At 42.4% G+C, this 17223-nt stretch carries 16 protein-coding genes; 10 read left to right on the forward strand and 6 right to left on the reverse strand.

The annotated features are described in order from the left end of the window. The first annotated feature begins 24 nt into the window (after window positions 1–24). From yajC to secF, 3 genes are read left to right on the forward strand one after another with little or no spacing between them, the layout of a single operon-like run. Complete coding sequence (yajC, locus tag GQ367_RS07245) at window positions 25–345, forward strand: preprotein translocase subunit YajC (protein ID WP_215290311.1); 321 nt, start codon at window positions 25–27, stop codon at window positions 343–345. 12 nt (window positions 346–357) lie between these two features. Beyond that, the gene (secD, locus tag GQ367_RS07250) at window positions 358–2214 is read left to right on the forward strand and encodes a protein translocase subunit SecD (RefSeq protein WP_215290312.1); all 1857 of its coding nucleotides are present in this window, start codon (window positions 358–360) and stop codon (window positions 2212–2214) included. Window positions 2215–2226: 12 nt separating this feature from the next. Beyond that, window positions 2227–3204 (forward strand): protein translocase subunit SecF, encoded by a 978-nt coding sequence (gene secF, locus GQ367_RS07255; RefSeq protein ID WP_215290313.1) that lies wholly within the window; start codon window positions 2227–2229, stop codon window positions 3202–3204. A 115-nt stretch (window positions 3205–3319) separates the two neighbouring features. Here the strand turns inward: secF and GQ367_RS07260 are convergent, their stop codons facing one another. The 3 genes from GQ367_RS07260 to purB all read right to left on the reverse strand — a co-directional run bounded on the left by GQ367_RS07260 (window position 3320) and on the right by purB (window position 6922). Next, window positions 3320–4006 (reverse strand): TerC family protein, encoded by a 687-nt coding sequence (locus GQ367_RS07260; RefSeq protein ID WP_215290314.1) that lies wholly within the window; start codon window positions 4004–4006, stop codon window positions 3320–3322. A gap of 190 nt (window positions 4007–4196) precedes the next feature. Further along, on the reverse strand, window positions 4197–5543 hold the full coding sequence (locus tag GQ367_RS07265; protein ID WP_251370150.1) for a 3-deoxy-D-manno-octulosonic acid transferase: 1347 nt from the start codon (window positions 5541–5543) through the stop codon (window positions 4197–4199). Beyond that, complete coding sequence (gene purB / locus GQ367_RS07270; RefSeq protein WP_215290315.1) at window positions 5543–6922, reverse strand: adenylosuccinate lyase; 1380 nt, start codon at window positions 6920–6922, stop codon at window positions 5543–5545. The genes GQ367_RS07265 and purB overlap by 1 nt, the downstream gene beginning before the upstream one ends. A 78-nt stretch (window positions 6923–7000) precedes the next feature. Between purB and GQ367_RS07275 the strand changes: the two genes are divergently transcribed. Further along, complete coding sequence (locus GQ367_RS07275) at window positions 7001–7612, forward strand: glutathione S-transferase N-terminal domain-containing protein (RefSeq protein ID WP_215290316.1); 612 nt, start codon at window positions 7001–7003, stop codon at window positions 7610–7612. 28 nt (window positions 7613–7640) lie between these two features. Here the strand turns inward: GQ367_RS07275 and mnmA are convergent, their stop codons facing one another. Beyond that, the gene (mnmA, locus tag GQ367_RS07280) at window positions 7641–8690 is read right to left on the reverse strand and encodes a tRNA 2-thiouridine(34) synthase MnmA (protein WP_251370236.1); all 1050 of its coding nucleotides are present in this window, start codon (window positions 8688–8690) and stop codon (window positions 7641–7643) included. A 218-nt stretch (window positions 8691–8908) separates the two neighbouring features. On the opposite strand from mnmA, the gene GQ367_RS07285 reads away from it, so the two are divergent. The 6 genes from GQ367_RS07285 to GQ367_RS07310 all read left to right on the forward strand — a co-directional run bounded on the left by GQ367_RS07285 (window position 8909) and on the right by GQ367_RS07310 (window position 14986). Beyond that, entirely contained in the window at window positions 8909–10042 is a 1134-nt protein-coding gene (locus GQ367_RS07285; protein WP_215290318.1) for a Re/Si-specific NAD(P)(+) transhydrogenase subunit alpha, read from the forward strand. Window positions 10043–10064: 22 nt separating this feature from the next. Continuing rightward, window positions 10065–10379: an NAD(P) transhydrogenase subunit alpha gene (locus tag GQ367_RS07290; protein ID WP_089514715.1), complete on the forward strand. Its 315-nt coding sequence runs from the start codon at window positions 10065–10067 to the stop codon at window positions 10377–10379. After that, window positions 10376–11818: an NAD(P)(+) transhydrogenase (Re/Si-specific) subunit beta gene (locus tag GQ367_RS07295; protein ID WP_215290319.1), complete on the forward strand. Its 1443-nt coding sequence runs from the start codon at window positions 10376–10378 to the stop codon at window positions 11816–11818. The genes GQ367_RS07290 and GQ367_RS07295 overlap by 4 nt, the downstream gene beginning before the upstream one ends. A 158-nt stretch (window positions 11819–11976) precedes the next feature. Next, window positions 11977–12963, forward strand: coding sequence for a site-specific integrase (locus GQ367_RS07300; protein ID WP_215290320.1), 987 nt, complete (start codon window positions 11977–11979; stop codon window positions 12961–12963). 13 nt (window positions 12964–12976) lie between these two features. Next, a complete protein-coding gene (locus GQ367_RS07305) occupies window positions 12977–14413 on the forward strand; it encodes a hypothetical protein (RefSeq protein ID WP_215290321.1) in 1437 nt (478 codons plus the stop codon). A gap of 453 nt (window positions 14414–14866) precedes the next feature. Further along, window positions 14867–14986, forward strand: coding sequence for a helix-turn-helix domain-containing protein (locus GQ367_RS07310; protein WP_251370237.1), 120 nt, complete (start codon window positions 14867–14869; stop codon window positions 14984–14986). Window positions 14987–15032: 46 nt separating this feature from the next. Here the strand turns inward: GQ367_RS07310 and GQ367_RS07315 are convergent, their stop codons facing one another. Further along, on the reverse strand, window positions 15033–15293 hold the full coding sequence (locus tag GQ367_RS07315) for a hypothetical protein (protein WP_215290322.1): 261 nt from the start codon (window positions 15291–15293) through the stop codon (window positions 15033–15035). Further along, window positions 15278–17176, reverse strand: a complete 1899-nt coding sequence (locus tag GQ367_RS07320) for an autotransporter outer membrane beta-barrel domain-containing protein (RefSeq protein WP_215290323.1) — start codon at window positions 17174–17176, stop codon at window positions 15278–15280. The genes GQ367_RS07315 and GQ367_RS07320 overlap by 16 nt, the downstream gene beginning before the upstream one ends. Window positions 17177–17223 lie beyond the last annotated feature (47 nt).

Genomic DNA, 17223 nt, shown 5'->3' on the forward strand with positions numbered 1-17223 from the left:
GACTTTCTACTTGGAGGAAATAAGATGTTGATCAGTAACGCATATGCACAGACAGCCGGAGCAGAATCTGGTGGATTAATGGGTTTTTTACCTTTGGTATTGATGTTTGTCGTTTTATATTTTGTGATGATTCGTCCACAAATGAAACGTCAAAAAGAAGTTAGAAACATGCTTGAAGCATTAGCAGTTGGCGATGAAGTTGTGACTGTTGGCGGCCTGATGGGTAAAGTAACCACCCTAAAAGATCCGTATGTAACAGTTGAGTTGCTACCTGGAACAGAAGTAAAGATGCAAAAGAATGCAATTACAGCTGTTTTGCCAAAAGGCACGATCAAAGAAATCTAAGAAAGCTTTAGCATGAACCGTTACCCGCTGTGGAAATACCTCGTCATCGTTATAGCGCTTGTTATTGGAGCCCTATACACTCTTCCTAACTTTTTCGGAGAGGCCCCGGCAGTACAAATCTCAGCGGGTAAAGTCACTGTAAAGATTGACGGCAATATGCAAGAGCGCATTGCCGACATCTTAAAAAGCGCACAAATTGAACCAAAAGGTATCCAGTTTGAACGCATTGGTGCTAACGGCACAATCAAGATTCGTCTTGCCAACACCGATACTCAATTAAAAGCCAAGGATGTTTTACAAAAATCCTTGAACCCAGATAGCAATGATCAAAGTTATGTCATTGCCCTCAATCTAATCTCTAATACACCAGCATGGCTCAGCTCTATGGGCGCAATGCCAATGTACCTAGGTCTTGACCTAAGAGGCGGCGTTCACTTCCTTTTGCAAGTGGACATGAGGGGCGCATTACAAAAGAAATTAGAAAGCTTGAGCACTGATACTCGCTCACAGCTTCGTGAAAAAGGTTTACGTCACTCTGGCATCGAGCGTCAGGGTGACACAATTATTGTTAGATTCTCAAAGCAAGAAGACGCAGCAAGTGCCAGAACTTTACTGAACACCAATTTACAGAGTCTTGACTTCAATGTTGAGAAGTCTGCTGACGGATTTAAATTGGTCGGCCAATTCAAAGACTCTGCGATCAAAGAAGTTCAAGAAAATGCTGTCAAACAAAACATCACCACCCTTCACAATCGTGTGAATGAATTAGGTGTGGCAGAACCAGTGATTCAACAGCAAGGTCAAGACAGAATCATTGTGCAATTGCCAGGCGTTCAAGATACAGCCAGAGCAAAAGACATCATCGGACGTACAGCAACACTTGAGTCTCGCTTAGCAGACCCAGTTAAAACCTATTTACTATCTGGCGAATTGCCACCTCCTGGCTCTGATGTTTTCAAGATGGGTGATGGTCGTCAAGTTGTCTTTAAGAAGTCAGTGATTTTTAGTGGCGACCGAATCACCAGCGCCTCAGCAGGCTTTGATTCAAATCAACGCCCAGCCGTGAACATTACCTTGGACTCTGCTGGTGGACGTGTGATGCAAGAAATCACTCGTGAGAACATTGGCAAGCCAATGGGCATGATTCTTTTTGAAAAGGGTCGCGGCGAAGTATTAACAGTTGCAACGATTCAAAGCGAATTTGGCGCAAAGTTCCAAATCACTGGCCAGCCAAGTACTGACAGCGCGAATGATCTAGCTCTATTGTTGCGCGCAGGTTCATTGGCCGCTCCAATGGAAATTATTGAAGAAAGAACCATTGGCCCTAGCTTGGGTGCTGAAAATATTTCAATGGGCTTTAACTCAGTGATTTATGGATTTATCGCGATTGCGATATTCATGATTGCCTACTACCTGCTATTTGGTGTTTTCTCTGTTTTAGCCTTATCGGTCAACTTATTCTTATTGGTGGCAGTACTTTCAATGCTGCAAGCCACATTAACTCTTCCAGGTATTGCGGCGATGGCTCTTGCTTTGGGTATGGCAATTGACTCCAACGTTTTGATCAACGAGCGTATTCGTGAAGAGTTGCGTGCAGGTGCTACCCCACAGGCTGCCATTGCAACTGGCTTTGAAAAAGCTTGGGGAACCATCCTTGACTCAAACATCACCACCCTGATCGCTGGTATCGCCTTGTTAGCCTTCGGCTCTGGTCCAGTGAGAGGTTTTGCTGTTGTTCACAGTTTGGGCATCCTTACATCGATGTTCTCTGCGGTATTTTTCGCAAGAGGCCTTGCCAATCTTTGGTACGGTCGCAAGAAAAAACTCGATAAATTATCAATTGGCCAAGTTTGGCGCCCTACTGAATAAAAGGTAAACATCATGGAATTTTTTCGTATCCGCCGTGACATTCCCTTTATGCGCCATGCCTTGGTGCTAAATGCAATTTCCGCGATCACTTTTCTAGCCGCCATCTTTTTCTTAGCCACCAAAGGCTTGCATCTATCTGTTGAGTTCACAGGTGGAACAGTCATGGAAATCAGCTACCAACAAGCGGCTCCTTTAAACACCATCAGAGCAGACTTGAATAAGCTTGGCTATGAAGATGTGCAAGTTCAAAACTTTGGCAGCTCAAAGGACGTTTTGATTCGCTTGCCACTCCAAAGAAATGCTGAAGGCGCAGCCATCTCATCTTCACAGCAAAGTAATCAAGTACTTGATACGCTTAAAGCATCAAATGCTGACGTTACTTTAAAGCGCGTTGAGTTCGTAGGACCTCAAGTAGGTAAAGAATTGGCAACAGATGGCTTATTGGCTCTTCTGTTCGTTATTCTAGGTATCGTTATTTACCTATCGATTCGTTTCGAGTGGAAGTTTGCTTTGGCAGGTATTTTGGCCAACCTTCACGACGTTGTGATCATTTTGGGATTCTTTGCTTTATTCCAATGGGAATTCTCTCTATCAGTTTTAGCAGCGGTTCTTGCGGTCCTTGGATACTCAGTAAACGAGTCTGTGGTTATTTTTGACCGCATCAGAGAAAACTTCCGCAAGTACAGAAAAATGGAAGTATCTGCAGTGATCGATAACGCCATCACCAGCACCACCAGCAGAACGATCATCACTCATGGCAGTACACAGATGATGGTTTTAGCCATGTTGCTATTTGGCGGTCCAACGCTTTACTACTTCTCTTTGGCTCTGACCATCGGTATCTTGTTTGGTATTTATTCTTCAGTATTCGTTGCTGCAGCCTTAGCGATGTGGTTTGGTATCAAGCGTGAAGATCTTGTGGCTGCTGAAACAAAAGCCGCTGCAACTACTGGCAAATCTGATGACCCTAACTTTGGGGCTCAAGTTTAAAAAGTTTGAAGCATCTCTAATAAACAAAAAAGCAGGCAATTGCCCGCTTTTTTGTTGTCTTCCTCAGTAACCCTTAATAACCCTTAATGAGTCATCAATATTTATTGACCGTTATTTAAATAGTCACTGCAGCTTTTTTACTCGACTTCTTAGATAGCTTGAACTGAATTGCTGTCAATGCAATAGCAAACATCCATGGAGATAGTTTGAGTATCCAAGGATCTACACCTGCAAGGTAGTCAACGAACAAGATCTCTTTCAAAACCATTTGAACAGATACGGCAAACAGAACAAAGCCACCGATAAAAACAGCGTTCGGCCAACGATCCAAAATCTTGGTCACCATGCTAGAACCGAAAATAACCACTGGGATACTGATCAACAATCCCATGATGATGAAGCCCCAATTACCGTTTGCAGCTGCGGCAATACCCAAGGCGTTATCAACACCCATGACAGCATCTGCAATCACGATGGTTGTAATGGCTGACCAAAACGTATCGGCCGCTTTAACTTCTTCGTGGTCGTCCTGGAAGGCTAACTTCCAACCAATCCATACCAAAGCAATGCCGCCCACAAGTCTTAAACCAGGAAGCATCATGAGGTAAGTGATGATGGCGACAGAAATAAAACGAATCGCGATGGCGCCAAAGGTGCCCCAGAAAATTGCTTTTTTACGCAAATGTGGTGGCAATCGATTCGCTGCCATACCAATCACTAAAGCGTTGTCTCCTGCGAGCACTAGGTCGATGAGAATAATCGCCAAAACAGCCCAAATAGCATCAATGGACATGAAATCCATAGAAATTCCTTTTTATAGTATTTGGTCTTGCCAAGGACCCATTCCCCTCATGTACCGGGCGCTTAAACGCCGTGTTGACGATACAAAAGACTCATGACTATGAGCTGGCTACTCCCCAGTGTTTTGAGGGATTCTATAGAAGTAATGGCATTAACCATTAAACCTTATAAAGATTAGGGATTTGATCTAGCTAGGAAAGGGTTTCCCGAACAACTGCGACGATCTTTTTGGTGGCGCCTGTGTGTTGATTCGCAAAATCTAGAGCATTGGTACTCATTTCTTCTTTGACTTGATGATTGGTCAATAGCAAATCCATGGCTTTCACCAAATCATCAATATCGGCAATTCGAATCGCAGCCCTAGAATCAATCACATCTGCACTCGCTTGCTGAAAATTAAAGGTGTGCTCGCCCAATATGATTGGACGACCCAATGCACATGCTTCAATGAAATTTTGACCACCCAAAGGCAACAAACTTCCGCCCATGATCACAATGTCAGATAAGGCGTAATAAAAACTCATCTCCCCCATCGAGTCGCCAAGTATCACTCCACCTTGATTAATGGCGTCAGTAAATTCTTGATCACCGAGGCTTGATCGACGCAAGACCTTTGGAAAGATTGACTGTAATTGAGTAAAAACATCATCAAAACGCTGTGGATGCCTTGGCACAATTAATAAACAAAAAAGTTGGGCATCACTGGCACTTTCTTTGGTCTTAAGAAACTTTTGCCATGCCTCAATGATCAATGATTCTTCACCATCTCTGGTGCTGGCTGCACAAACAATTTGAACCTGATGAGTCAGTTGCTTCTTTAAAGCTAAGGCATGTTCAATCTGCTCAAGATGAGGCAGTACATCAAACTTCAAATTACCCGTGACCATCATGTTGCTTAAGCCCAGAGAACCATAACGCTTGGCATCCAAACTTGTTTGAGCCAAAATTTTTGTGAACGACTGATAAATTAATCGAGCGAAATTTGAAAAGCGCCCAATGCGACGTGCGCTGCGCTCAGACAATCTGGCATTGATAAGAATGACCGGTAAAGACTTTTGACGAGCAGACAAAATCAATCTTGGCCAAACCTCGGTCTCCATGATCAAACCAACTTTGATTGAAAAGTATCGGTAGAAAGAATCAACAGCCCAATGAATATCGTAGGGGAGATAGCTTTGCACCAATTGGCCAGAGGCAATGTGCTCGGCAAACAACTGGCGCCCAGTATCTCTTCCAGTAGGCGTCATATGAGTCAATAAGATCTTTTCGCCACTCTGGATCAAGGTATCAATCAATGGAGCAGCCGCTCTTGTTTCACCCACTGATACTGCGTGTACCCAAATACGTGGAGTTGCTCCGCTGATGGGCCAAGACAAGCCCAAGCGCTCATTGATGTGCTCTCTGTAGCCTTGTTGCATCCTGCCCTTCCATAGCAAACGAGCAAGCGCCAAGGGCAAGGCCAGATACCAAACAAATTGGTAAAGCCCCAACCATAGTCGTTGACTGACACTCATTGGGGCATGACCTGCAGACGTCATTATTTTTTTAGACGCTGCGCTAACTCTGTTGCTTTACCGATATAAGAAGCAGGAGTCATTTCTAACAGAAGTTTCTTGGCATCATCCGGAATCGCCAAACCTTGGATGAAGCTTCTCAAACCTTCTGGAGTAATACCTTTACCTCTGGTCAACTCTTTTAACTGCTCATAAGGATTAGGCACACCAAAACGACGCATCACTGTTTGCACAGGCTCTGCCAATACTTCCCAGCAATTGTTCAGATCTTCAGCCAAACGCTCTGGGTTGGTTTCTAATTTACCCAAACCTTTGAGTGCGCTGTCGTAGGCCAACAGACTATGACCCAAGGCAGTACCCAAATTACGCAAAACTGTTGAATCTGTTAAATCTCTTTGCCAACGTGACACAGGTAATTTTTCTGACAAATGCTTCAACAATGCATTTGCAATACCCAAGTTACCTTCTGAGTTCTCAAAATCAATTGGGTTCACTTTGTGCGGCATGGTGGATGAGCCGATTTCACCTGCTTTGGTTTTTTGTTTGAAATAACCAACAGAGATGTAACCCCAAATATCACGGTTCATATCTAGCAAAATCGTATTGGCTCTGGCAACCGCATCAAACAACTCAGCCATGTAGTCATGAGGCTCGATCTGAATGGTGTATGGATTGAACTCCAAACCTAAGCGCTTCTCAACCACTTCCTTAGAAAACTTTTCCCAATCCACATCTGGATACGCAGACAAGTGAGCGTTGTAGTTACCCACAGCGCCATTCATCTTTCCAAGCAAAGGTACTCTTTCAATGTTGGCGATCGCTCTTTGCAAACGCATCGCCACGTTCGCCATCTCTTTACCCAAGGTTGTTGGTGAGGCAGGCTGTCCATGTGTGCGAGACAACATTGGCACATCCGCATTCGCCACAGCCAAATAAGTCAAAGCTGTCAAAAGCTCACGTAATTTAGGCAAGATCACTTCTTCGCGAGCGCCCTTCAGCATCAAACCATGGGATGTGTTGTTGATATCTTCCGATGTGCAAGCAAAGTGAATAAATTCGCTGGCCTTTTCTAATTCAGCGTGGCCAACCACCTTTTCTTTCATCCAATATTCAACAGCTTTCACGTCATGATTGGTCACAGCTTCAATGGCTTTGATTCTTTCTGCATCCGTATCAGAAAAATCTGCGACCAATTTCAACAAAACAGCCTCAGCATTGGCGCTAAAACTTGGGAAATCAGGCAATTTGGCTTGAGATAGGGCAATTAACCAGTGAACCTCAACCTGGACGCGCTGCTTCATAAAAGCAGCCTCTGATAACCAAGGGCGCAAACCGTCAGTTTTTGAGGCATAACGGCCATCCAAAGGGGATAAAGCACTTAATGTAGATAGTTGAGTAGTCACAGCTAATTCCTAAAAAAGCATCGAAAACATGATTTTAGTCCTTCTGAAGGGATTAACCTAAATAGCTATACTTACGCCATGAAATTAATCGGATCACTCACCAGCCCCTACGTGCGCAAAGCAAGAATTGTTTTCGCGGAAAAGAAAATTGAAGTTCCACTGATTCAAGAGAATGTGTGGAGCCAAGACACCAAGATCATGGAGTCCAACCCCCTTGGAAAGGTTCCCTGCTTGGTGATGGACGATGGCGGAGCCATGTTTGACTCACGCGTGATCGTTGAATATGCCGACACGCTAAGTCCTGTGAACAAACTCATCCCTGCCTCTGGCAAAGAAAAGGCCGCGGTTAAAACATGGGAAGCTTTAGCAGATGGCATTTTGGATGCTTCAGTGCTCGCAAGATTAGAAGCAACCTGGAGACCAGATGAGCAAAAAAGCCAAGCCTGGATAGACCGTCAGCTGCATAAAGTGGATGTATCGCTCAAAGCGATGTCTAACGGTTTGGGTGAGTCTGAATGGTGCTTTGGCACTCAGATGAGTTTGGCTGATATCTCAGTGGGCTGCGCTTTAGATTATTTGATCTTTAGATTTCCAAATATCCAGTGGCAAGCGACTTACCCAAATTTAGATCGACTTTATAAAAAGTTGATGTCGCGCCCCTCTTTTGCAAACACCGCGCCACCACAATAATTAATCTAGTTTCACCAGTTAAATTGTTTTAACTGGTGATAATTCCACCGCCCAAGCAACGGTCACCGTCATACAAAACAGCTGACTGACCCGGCGTGACAGCCCATTGGGCTTGATCAAACTCTAGCGTGAAACTGTCTGCAGAAACCTGCGTTAATTGACAAGGTGCATCTGATTGTCTGTACCTTGTTTTGGCGGTGTAGTTCTTTGTTGCAGGCAAACCATCAAACGTCCAACTGATTTGTGATGTGTGTAACACCTTATTCAATAACCATGGATGCTCATGACCTTGAACAATGTAAAGCGAATTGCTCGCCATATCTTTTTTCGCCACAAACCATGGATCCCCACTACCATCCTTGCTACCACCCATGCCAATGCCTTTTCTTTGCCCAAGCGTATAAAAAGCCAAACCAATGTGCTCACCAATCACCTTACCGTCTTCAGTTTTGATTGGGCCAGGTTTATTAGGTAAATAGCGATTCAAGAAATCTCTAAAAGGTCGTTCACCAATAAAACAAATACCTGTTGAATCTTTTTTCTTGGCATTAGGCAAACCAATCATTTCAGCAATTTCTCTCACCATTGATTTTCTGATGCCGCCTAATGGAAAAATGACATGGCTTAATTGTTGTTGAGTCAAACGATATAAAAAGTAACTTTGATCTTTGGTGTCATCAATCGCTTTGAGTAAATGAACGCCATCATCAGATCTTGCAGTTTTTGCGTAATGTCCTGTTGCAATAGCTTGCGCCCCCAAACTGATGGCGTGATCTAAGAAAGCTTTGAATTTAATTTCAGCATTGCATAGAACATCTGGATTCGGAGTTCTACCTGCTGAGTATTCTTTTAAAAATTCAGCAAAAACTCGATCTTTGTACTCAGCTGCAAAATTGACTGCTTCAACATCAATTCCAATTAAATCCGCCACCGAGACAACATCCAACCAATCTTGGCGCGAAGAACAAAATTCACTGTTGTCATCGTCTTCCCAATTCTTCATGAATAGTCCAACAACGTGATATCCCTGCTGTTTCAAAATCCAAGCGGCCACAGACGAATCAACTCCTCCAGACATCCCAATCACAACGGTGGCGGGCGGCAAGACTGATGCAGCCTCCAAAAAGCTTGTGTCAAATACTGGGAAATTCATAGGTGTTGTCAAAATAAGTTACTCATTAAAGTTAGGATAAAGCACTAAATGACCAAAAAAACATAAAATGGAGGGTCAATTTGATCAGAAATCCCGGAAAATTAGGGTAATCTTAAACTTTTTACAATAACAGGGAGAAACCCATGCGCATTGGCGTGCCCTTAGAAACGCGGGCGAATGAAACGCGCGTTGCTGCTACACCTGAAACAGTGAAGAAATTCATTGGTCAAGGTCACACAGTTATAGTTCAAAACAATGCTGGCGTCGCAAGTAGCCAGCCAGATTCTGCTTATGAAGCAGTTGGTGCAAGTATCGGTTCTGCTGCTGATGCATTAGGCGCAGATATTGTGCTGAAAGTCAGAGCACCAGATGCCAACGAATTAGCTCAAATGAAATCAAACGCTGTCTTATTGGGCATGCTTGATCCATTTGATAATGCTAATAATGCTGCTATGGCTGCCAAAGGCATCACTGCCTTTGCTCTTGAAGCTGCTCCAAGAACGACCAGAGCTCAAAGCTTGGACGTTTTGTCGTCACAGGCCAACATTGCTGGTTACAAAGCTGTGATGGTTGCTGCGAATGAATACCAACGCTTTATGCCAATGTTGATGACAGCTGCTGGAACAGTGAAAGCAGCTCGTGTATTGATTCTTGGTGCAGGTGTTGCAGGTTTGCAAGCAATTGCGACTGCTAAACGTTTGGGTGCTGTGATTGAAGCCTCAGATGTGCGCCCAGCTGCAAAAGAACAAATTGAATCATTGGGTGGTAAGTTTGTAGACGTGCCTTTTGAAACTGAAGAAGAACGCGAAATCGCTCAAGGCGTTGGTGGCTATGCCCGTCCAATGCCTGCGTCTTGGATGCAACGTCAAGCAGCATTGGTTGCAGAACGTGCCAAGCAAGCAGATATCGTGATCGCAACAGCTTTGATCCCAGGCCGTAAAGCACCAACTCTATTGCACTCAGAAACTGTTGCACAAATGAAACCGGGTTCAGTGGTGATCGATTTGGCTGCAGGCAAAGGTGACAATGGTGGTGGCAACTGCCCACTCACAGAAGCAGATAAAGTGGTTGTGAAGCATGGCGTTAAATTAGTTGGTTACACCAACTTAGCTAGCATGGTTGCAGCAGATGCATCTGCGCTGTATGCACGCAATCTTCTAGACTTCATGAAGCTCATCGTTGACAAGGAAGCAGCTTTGGCTATTCCGACTGATGATGACATCGTGACAGCCTGCTTGATGTGTCAAAACGGTCAAGTTCTTCGTCAGAACGCATAAGAAGAATTACAAGGAAAAAATCATGGACATGATCAGCCCAACTATTTATAACCTCATCATCTTCGTGCTAGCCATTTATGTTGGTTATCACGTTGTATGGAACGTCACTCCAGCACTTCACACGCCTTTGATGGCTGTGACGAATGCTATTTCAGCCATCATCATCGTTGGTGCCATGCTTGCTGCTGCTTTAACAGAAGGCACACTTGGTAAATCAATGGGCACCATTGCTGTTGCTTTAGCTGCAGTGAACGTGTTCGGTGGCTTCTTGGTAACAAGACGCATGCTAGAAATGTTTAAGAAAAAAGATAAAAAAGCTAAAGGAGAAACAGCATGAGCTTAAATCTCGTTACGCTTTTGTATTTAGTAGCCTCAATTTGTTTTATTCAGGCACTTAAAGGTTTATCCCATCCAACCACGTCTATCAAAGGTAACGTCTTTGGTATGACAGGTATGGCGATTGCCATCATCACAACCGTTGGCTTGGTCATGATGCTTGCTAAAGAATCAGCAGCTGGTGGTATGGCTTATGTTCTAGCAGGTCTTGTGATTGGTGGCGGCGCTGGTGCCATCATGGCCAAGCGTGTTGAAATGACAAAAATGCCTGAGCTAGTGGCTTTCATGCACAGCATGATTGGTCTTGCAGCGGTTTGTATCGCTGTGGCCGCAGTTGCAGAGCCTCACGCTTTCGGTATCGTGACTGTGGGTGAGCCAATTCCATTGGGTAACCGTCTTGAGTTGTTCATCGGTACATTTGTTGGTGCAATTACTTTCTCAGGATCAGTGATTGCCTTCGGTAAATTATCTGGCAAATACAAGTTCCGTTTATTCCAAGGTGCGCCTGTTACTTTCCCAGGTCAGCACATGCTCAATCTGATCCTTGCCATTGTGATGGTGGGTTGCGGTGTAATGTTCTCTATCGCTCCTGGTGCAGAACCTGCTTGGAACTACTTCATTGTGATGGTAGCGATTGCCTTCATCTTGGGTGTTTTGATCATCATCCCAATTGGCGGTGCTGACATGCCTGTGGTTGTTTCAATGTTGAACTCATATTCTGGCTGGGCTGCAGCTGGTATTGGTTTCTCATTGAATAACTCAATGTTGATTGTGGCTGGTTCATTGGTGGGCTCTTCTGGCGCCATCTTGTCTTACATCATGTGTAAAGCGATGAACCGTTCATTCTTCAATGTGATTCTTGGTGGTTTCGGTGGCGATGCTGGTAGTGCAGCAGCTGGTGGATCACAAGAGCAGCGTAACGTTAAATCAGGTTCTGCAGACGATGCAGCATTCTTGATGACTAATGCTGAGACAGTCATCATTGTTCCAGGTTATGGTCTTGCAGTTGCTCGTGCCCAGCACGCACTAAAAGAACTAACCGAGAAACTAACTCATGCTGGTGTCACCGTGAAGTATGCGATTCACCCAGTGGCTGGTCGTATGCCTGGTCACATGAACGTTCTTTTGGCTGAAGCTGAAGTTCCATACGATCAAGTATTCGAGATGGAAGACATCAACAGTGAATTCGGTCAAGCCGACGTTGTGTTGATTCTAGGTGCTAACGACGTTGTGAACCCAGCGGCAAGAACTCCAGGCAGCCCGATTTTCGGTATGCCAATTCTTGAGGCTTACAAAGCCAAGACTGTGATCGTGAACAAGCGTTCAATGGCTTCAGGTTATGCTGGTCTAGACAACGAGTTGTTCTACATGGATAAAACAATGATGGTCTTCGGTGATGCGAAGAAAGTCATTGAAGACATGGTCAAAGCTGTTGAGTAAACAGTCAAGACAGTTGTTCATAAAGACAATCATTAGTCTTTAAGCCTTATAAGTAGATGGTAGGTGGGTTAATAGCAACTCACTTACCACTCTAAGAATCTAAATAATTCCCTTCTAAATTTGTTCTGGTCCTTTCCCTGTCCTTTTGGGAGAGAACAATGGCTGGATTTCGTCTTAGAAATAATAAATGGCAGGCTCGTATTCAAAGAGATGGCTATCCAAACTTAGCTAAATCATTTGACAACAAATCAGATGCCATCAAATGGGCGACAAAGATTGAAGCAGAGATGGATAGAGGTTCTTATATCAATACCTCTCTCGCAGAAAGAACTACATTCTCTGAATTGATACTTAGATACCTTCAAGAAGTTACCCCAAAGACAAAAAGTGCCAAAGAAGATGGGTTTCGGCTAAGAGCCTTAGCAAGAAAGCCTATTGCGAAATACAGCATGATTGCTTTGACGCCCTCAAGAATTGCGGAATATAGAGACATAAGACTTAGAGAAGTAACTGCAGGAACAGTTATTCGTGAACTAGCTTATTTCTCTTGCGTGATTAATCATGCTCGTAGAGAGTGGGGAATCAATATAGATAATCCCATACCTTTAATTAGAAAGCCTGAGACACCACCAAGCAGGACTAGAGTACTGAGTGAGGTTGAAAAGGATAAGCTCTTTGATATTTTCAAGCCGAGATTTAAGAACAGTAATCCATGGATATTGTTTATTGTTCAATTTGCTCTTGAAACAGCTATGAGGCAGGGAGAGATTCTTGGTCTAAGTTGGGCAGATATAGACCTCAATAAGCGAACCGCACATTTAGAGACAACCAAGAATGGCGACAGACGAACTGTGCCATTGTCCACAAGGGCTGTGCAGATTCTGAAAGAACTACCGAGAAGTATTGATGGGAGAGTGTTTCCGATGAACAGACCAGCCTTATGTGCAAACTTTGAGAGTGCTTGTAAAAGAGCAGGTATAGAAGACCTACACTTCCATGATTTGAGACACACAGCCATCACTAACATGGCAGGCAAGTTCAGCAATATTCTTGAACTAAGTGCTGTAACAGGGCATAGGCAATTGAGCATGCTGAAGAAATACTATCACCCAAAAGCTGAAAATTTAGCTTTAAAACTAGGTTAAGATATTTTTACTCATGTCTCTATTTGAATACAAAGCCTACTCCACTCATCCTGAGATTATTAGACAAGCAGAAGTCCTTGTTGAGGAGATGCTTAGCTTAAGACAAAGGAAACCTAATAAGAATGATAAGACTCAATATCTGAAATGGATGAAGGTTGCTATCGCTGGCTTATATCTGATTGGCGGCTATCAAAAAGATAGTGTGCAAATTCCAGTTAGTAGAAATCTCTATTACGGTAAGACCCGAAGAAATAAACTTTATCAGCCAGAGCTATTGAAATGCTTCATGTGGTTAAGAGATGCGGGATATATGCAAGAGACCAAGCCTGCTCATCAAGACAAAAATGGAAACTGGACACCCGCTGCTTATGCCTTAACTAGGAAGTGGCTTGATGTTGCATGTCAATTCTCACCGTATCACGAGCGAAGAGACCAAATCTTAAAGTCTGTTGTCAGAAATCCATCATTACCAGTGATTGAGCTTCGCAAAGACGGTAAAAGGATGAGGACAAACCCACACAAAGAGAAATGGCTGTGGGAGAAAAGAATCAAGGCTTATAACGAGCGATTAACTTACTTTGATTTCAGACTTAATCGTGAACTAATACCGCCAGTTACCTTCTCAATCACTAGAATCTTCAATGATGGCTCATATGACCGAGGCGGACGCTATTACTCAACCGCTCAGGGCTTTAAATCTCAATTAAGACTACATCTAACCATCAATAATGAACCAGTCGTGGAAGTTGATTACAGAGGATTGCACCCTTCTTTACTGTATCAGAGAGCAGGACTAGAAGAGCCTACTGAAGATGCTTATACGATTGATGGATACCCTAGAAAGTTAGTCAAGAAAGCCTTCAACATACTCATCAATCGTAAGAAGCCAGCACCTGCTACTAAGAGCTTAATCTTCTATTTGAACAAGAATAAGAAAGAGTATGTGGACGATAAGCACCCTATTCCACCTACTATAGACACAGCATACTGTGAAGCCCTGGAGAAGGCTATCAGAGACCGCCATAAGCCCATAGAACACTTCTTTTGTACTGGAGTAGGTCTTGAACTTCAGAACCACGATAGCCTCTTGTGCAGTCATATATTTGATTATTTCTTAGCTAAGACAGGCTCAATAGTTCTCGCTGTCCATGATTCTTTTATCGTTAAACAATCTGACATTCAACATCTTGCTGAAGCCTTTAGATACGCTGAGTTTGCTGTCGCTAAGTCGCTAGGAATTCCATATAGAGAACCACTGCTTGAAGCAGAAAGAATCACTGAAATTGATAGTTATAAACAAGACCTTAATCAATACTTTGGCTCAATCATTGACAGCAAGGTGACTGAAGAAAAATCATTAATCGCTAACTTAAATACAGAATTAGAATCATTAGATGACATAGAGTCATTAGCTGATGAAGATGCTGATTACGCTAATGAATTACCTTAATTATTGCTATAGAAGGTAAGTAATAATGGTTGGTTATCTAGCGATAGGGGCATTACGACATATTGATACTATTAAAACCAACAATGTAGCTTTTTTATTAATAAATACAGTTAGTTAGAGTTCAATAACCTCAAGGGACTTCTAGTTAGAGAGGCGTAGTAATACTAAAAAATAACAATTAGTGAATATTCAGACTTTTTTCATCATTTTTACTAACAAAAAAGACACCCGAAGGTGATTTTTATAGCTGAGGATTAGCATCCCTGTCCACAACCGCATATTTGCTTGCCGTTAGGACCTTGTCTGCAATCATAAGGTTTCCATGTTGGACATGCAGCCTGTGCAAGAGTACTTGAAACAGCCAATAAATCTAGAACTTTATAAGCCACGATTGTTAAAGACCTCAGAAAAGATGTAGGCTTATCGCAAGAAGAATTAGTCTTTGAATGTGACATAGATAGAACATACATTAGAAAAATTGAGCTAGGAATCGCCAATCCCTCACTTTTAGTTCTTTTTAAAATTGCTAATGTGCTGAAAGTAGAGATTAAAGATTTAATCAATAAGAAATAAAAAAGCGACAATCTAGGTCGCTTGGATTTATATTTTTGGAATCACTCTAGAACAATTTCTCATACTGTACAAAGCCTTGGTACGAACGATAATCTTTACCATTTTGATGACTTAACCCAACCCTTAAACGGGATAAATTATCAATATTTAAAGCATTCTCAAGCCCTAAAGACAAATTAAATGATTCAATTCTTCTTGAATCATATACAGCACTTCCAACTCCACCACTAAATGAAACTGCTGACTCCGGGGTAACAAATTGTTTTTGAGTCTTAATAGCTGGTTTAATCTTTAATGTAGATGGCAACCTACTAAGTTTGTATCAAAGCTTACTGTAGCTCCCAGAGTCAAACTACCAATCTCTGATTTAGCTTTCTGAACACTTAAGTTGTAAATACCAGCACCAGTTTCAGTATATGAATCCGTTTTATTTATTGAGTATGTAACCTGTACGAAAGGCTCTAAATCAAATAGCTCAAAACCATGTAATTGGCTGGCGGCAAAATTGACAGAATACAAATTACCGGCATAGTTTGAGCGTGCAACTTCATTGATAGCATCAACTTGAATATTTCTGTTTCCACTATATTTCGATTTACCATAACCCAAGGAACTACTTAACTTGATTGTGTCTATTATTTTTTGACCATAAATTGCATATTGAGTTGCTGTTGAATCAATATTACCCGCGCTTTCCCGCATGTCACTCTTAGATTTTGACGGCGAAATCATCAAACCAAGTAGATGATTTTCATCAACGCCATACTCAATTGCACCAACTATTCCATGTGTGCGATTTATAAATCCAGTGCTACCTCCAACAGTATCTCCAAATCCAACATCATAAAAACCCTGTAACCAACCACCAAATTGTCCTGCCGAAAACTTTTTATAGTTCTGCGTACTTGCAACCTTATAAAAACCCAATTGACCTAATTGAGCTTTTTGACGAAAGTCAATTGGATTAATACTTAGATTTTCAGCTAGCTGTTGAAGCGACATATTGCTTGATGGCAAATAATCTCCAACATAAGATATTCCAGAATATTTTGCTGTCAAAGAACGATTAGAGGTAAAGTCACCGATAAATGTTCCAGCTTTTTCAAACATAATGCTTGAGGCAACATTTGATGCTGATGTGACTGAGGTCATAGCAGCTGTTTGAGTACTAGGATTTAACTTCCTCAAAGCAATATCTAAAGATGAGCCCTCAAGAGCATTTAATGCATTAACTAAAGTCGTAAATGCTGAACTATTTGATTCAAAGTAGTCTGCTAACTTATTGAAGCCCCTGGAGCGAGCTGAACTAATAAAAGTAGCACTATTTCCACCCGAAGAAACTGCAAGCGCAATAGCCGTACTAATATCAGCACCAAAAATGTAGTTATAACGAAGAATGACTGATTCCCCTGAAGTCATATCTCCCACATCAAAGCCAATACCAATGGTGTAATCCCCATCACCATCAGCTTGTCCATTAACATAAGTTGCAGCATTAGTACTCCACCCACTACTAACACCAGTATTTACACCAGAACTTGCTGATGAATACAAACCAATCACATATAGACTTGCCAAAGCTTCGGCATAAACTACATTATTAGCAGACACATCAGTTGTGCCTCTAATATTTCTTGTTGATGAAGAATCACCCGCTGCTGCTCTTGCGTCAGGGTCAGTGTATCTTGCAAACTTAACTCCTGTTAAGTTTTGTGCGGCGGTAATTGTTGTAGTTATTGAGACTTGCTTTGCATTCGTATTAAATCCAACGCTATTTACGATGTCATATAACTTAGTTGCCCCCGAAGAATAAGAACCTGTCCAATTAACACCTACATAACCAGCTGACGAATTATCCGCTAAAGTACCAACATTATTGGCTGTACCAGTATTGTTATTTGCTGCGGAAAAATTACCACTAGCCCAAGCACCTTGGACCGTGAAACCCTCAAATGGAGTTCCTGGAGTCAGATAGTCATATGAGGTGTTAAAAGTTCCAGTACCAGTATTATCATAAAGAATACCTGGGCTTGTATTACCAACTGAACCAATAGTTCCGTAGCTACTCGTACCAATCTTTATGTAATCACCAACCAATGTTTGAGTAACCTGAGCATTAACAGAACTCGCTAATAACCCAATACAAACTGCTGTTATTGGTTTTAAATAGAATTTATTAATCGCTCTCATAATACCTTTATCCTACAACCCTATGATTATTAAGGGCCATTATATTA

Source organism: Polynucleobacter sp. MWH-CaK5 (assembly GCF_018687615.1).
GTDB lineage: Bacteria > Pseudomonadota > Gammaproteobacteria > Burkholderiales > Burkholderiaceae > Polynucleobacter.

Excerpts from the sequence above, each read along its gene's own strand:
- yajC (WP_215290311.1), top strand. The coding sequence starts at position 25 with ATGTTGATCAGTAACGCATATGCACAGACAGCCGGAGCAGAATCTGGT.
- secD (WP_215290312.1), top strand. The coding sequence starts at position 358 with ATGAACCGTTACCCGCTGTGGAAATACCTCGTCATCGTTATAGCGCTT.
- secF (WP_215290313.1), top strand. The coding sequence starts at position 2,227 with ATGGAATTTTTTCGTATCCGCCGTGACATTCCCTTTATGCGCCATGCC.
- GQ367_RS07260 (WP_215290314.1), bottom strand. The coding sequence starts at position 4,006 with ATGGATTTCATGTCCATTGATGCTATTTGGGCTGTTTTGGCGATTATT.
- GQ367_RS07265 (WP_251370150.1), bottom strand. The coding sequence starts at position 5,543 with ATGACGTCTGCAGGTCATGCCCCAATGAGTGTCAGTCAACGACTATGG.
- GQ367_RS07275 (WP_215290316.1), top strand. The coding sequence starts at position 7,001 with ATGAAATTAATCGGATCACTCACCAGCCCCTACGTGCGCAAAGCAAGA.
- mnmA (WP_251370236.1), bottom strand. The coding sequence starts at position 8,690 with ATGTCTGGAGGAGTTGATTCGTCTGTGGCCGCTTGGATTTTGAAACAG.
- GQ367_RS07285 (WP_215290318.1), top strand. The coding sequence starts at position 8,909 with ATGCGCATTGGCGTGCCCTTAGAAACGCGGGCGAATGAAACGCGCGTT.
- GQ367_RS07290 (WP_089514715.1), top strand. The coding sequence starts at position 10,065 with ATGGACATGATCAGCCCAACTATTTATAACCTCATCATCTTCGTGCTA.
- GQ367_RS07295 (WP_215290319.1), top strand. The coding sequence starts at position 10,376 with ATGAGCTTAAATCTCGTTACGCTTTTGTATTTAGTAGCCTCAATTTGT.
- GQ367_RS07300 (WP_215290320.1), top strand. The coding sequence starts at position 11,977 with ATGGCTGGATTTCGTCTTAGAAATAATAAATGGCAGGCTCGTATTCAA.
- GQ367_RS07305 (WP_215290321.1), top strand. The coding sequence starts at position 12,977 with ATGTCTCTATTTGAATACAAAGCCTACTCCACTCATCCTGAGATTATT.
- GQ367_RS07320 (WP_215290323.1), bottom strand. The coding sequence starts at position 17,176 with ATGAGAGCGATTAATAAATTCTATTTAAAACCAATAACAGCAGTTTGT.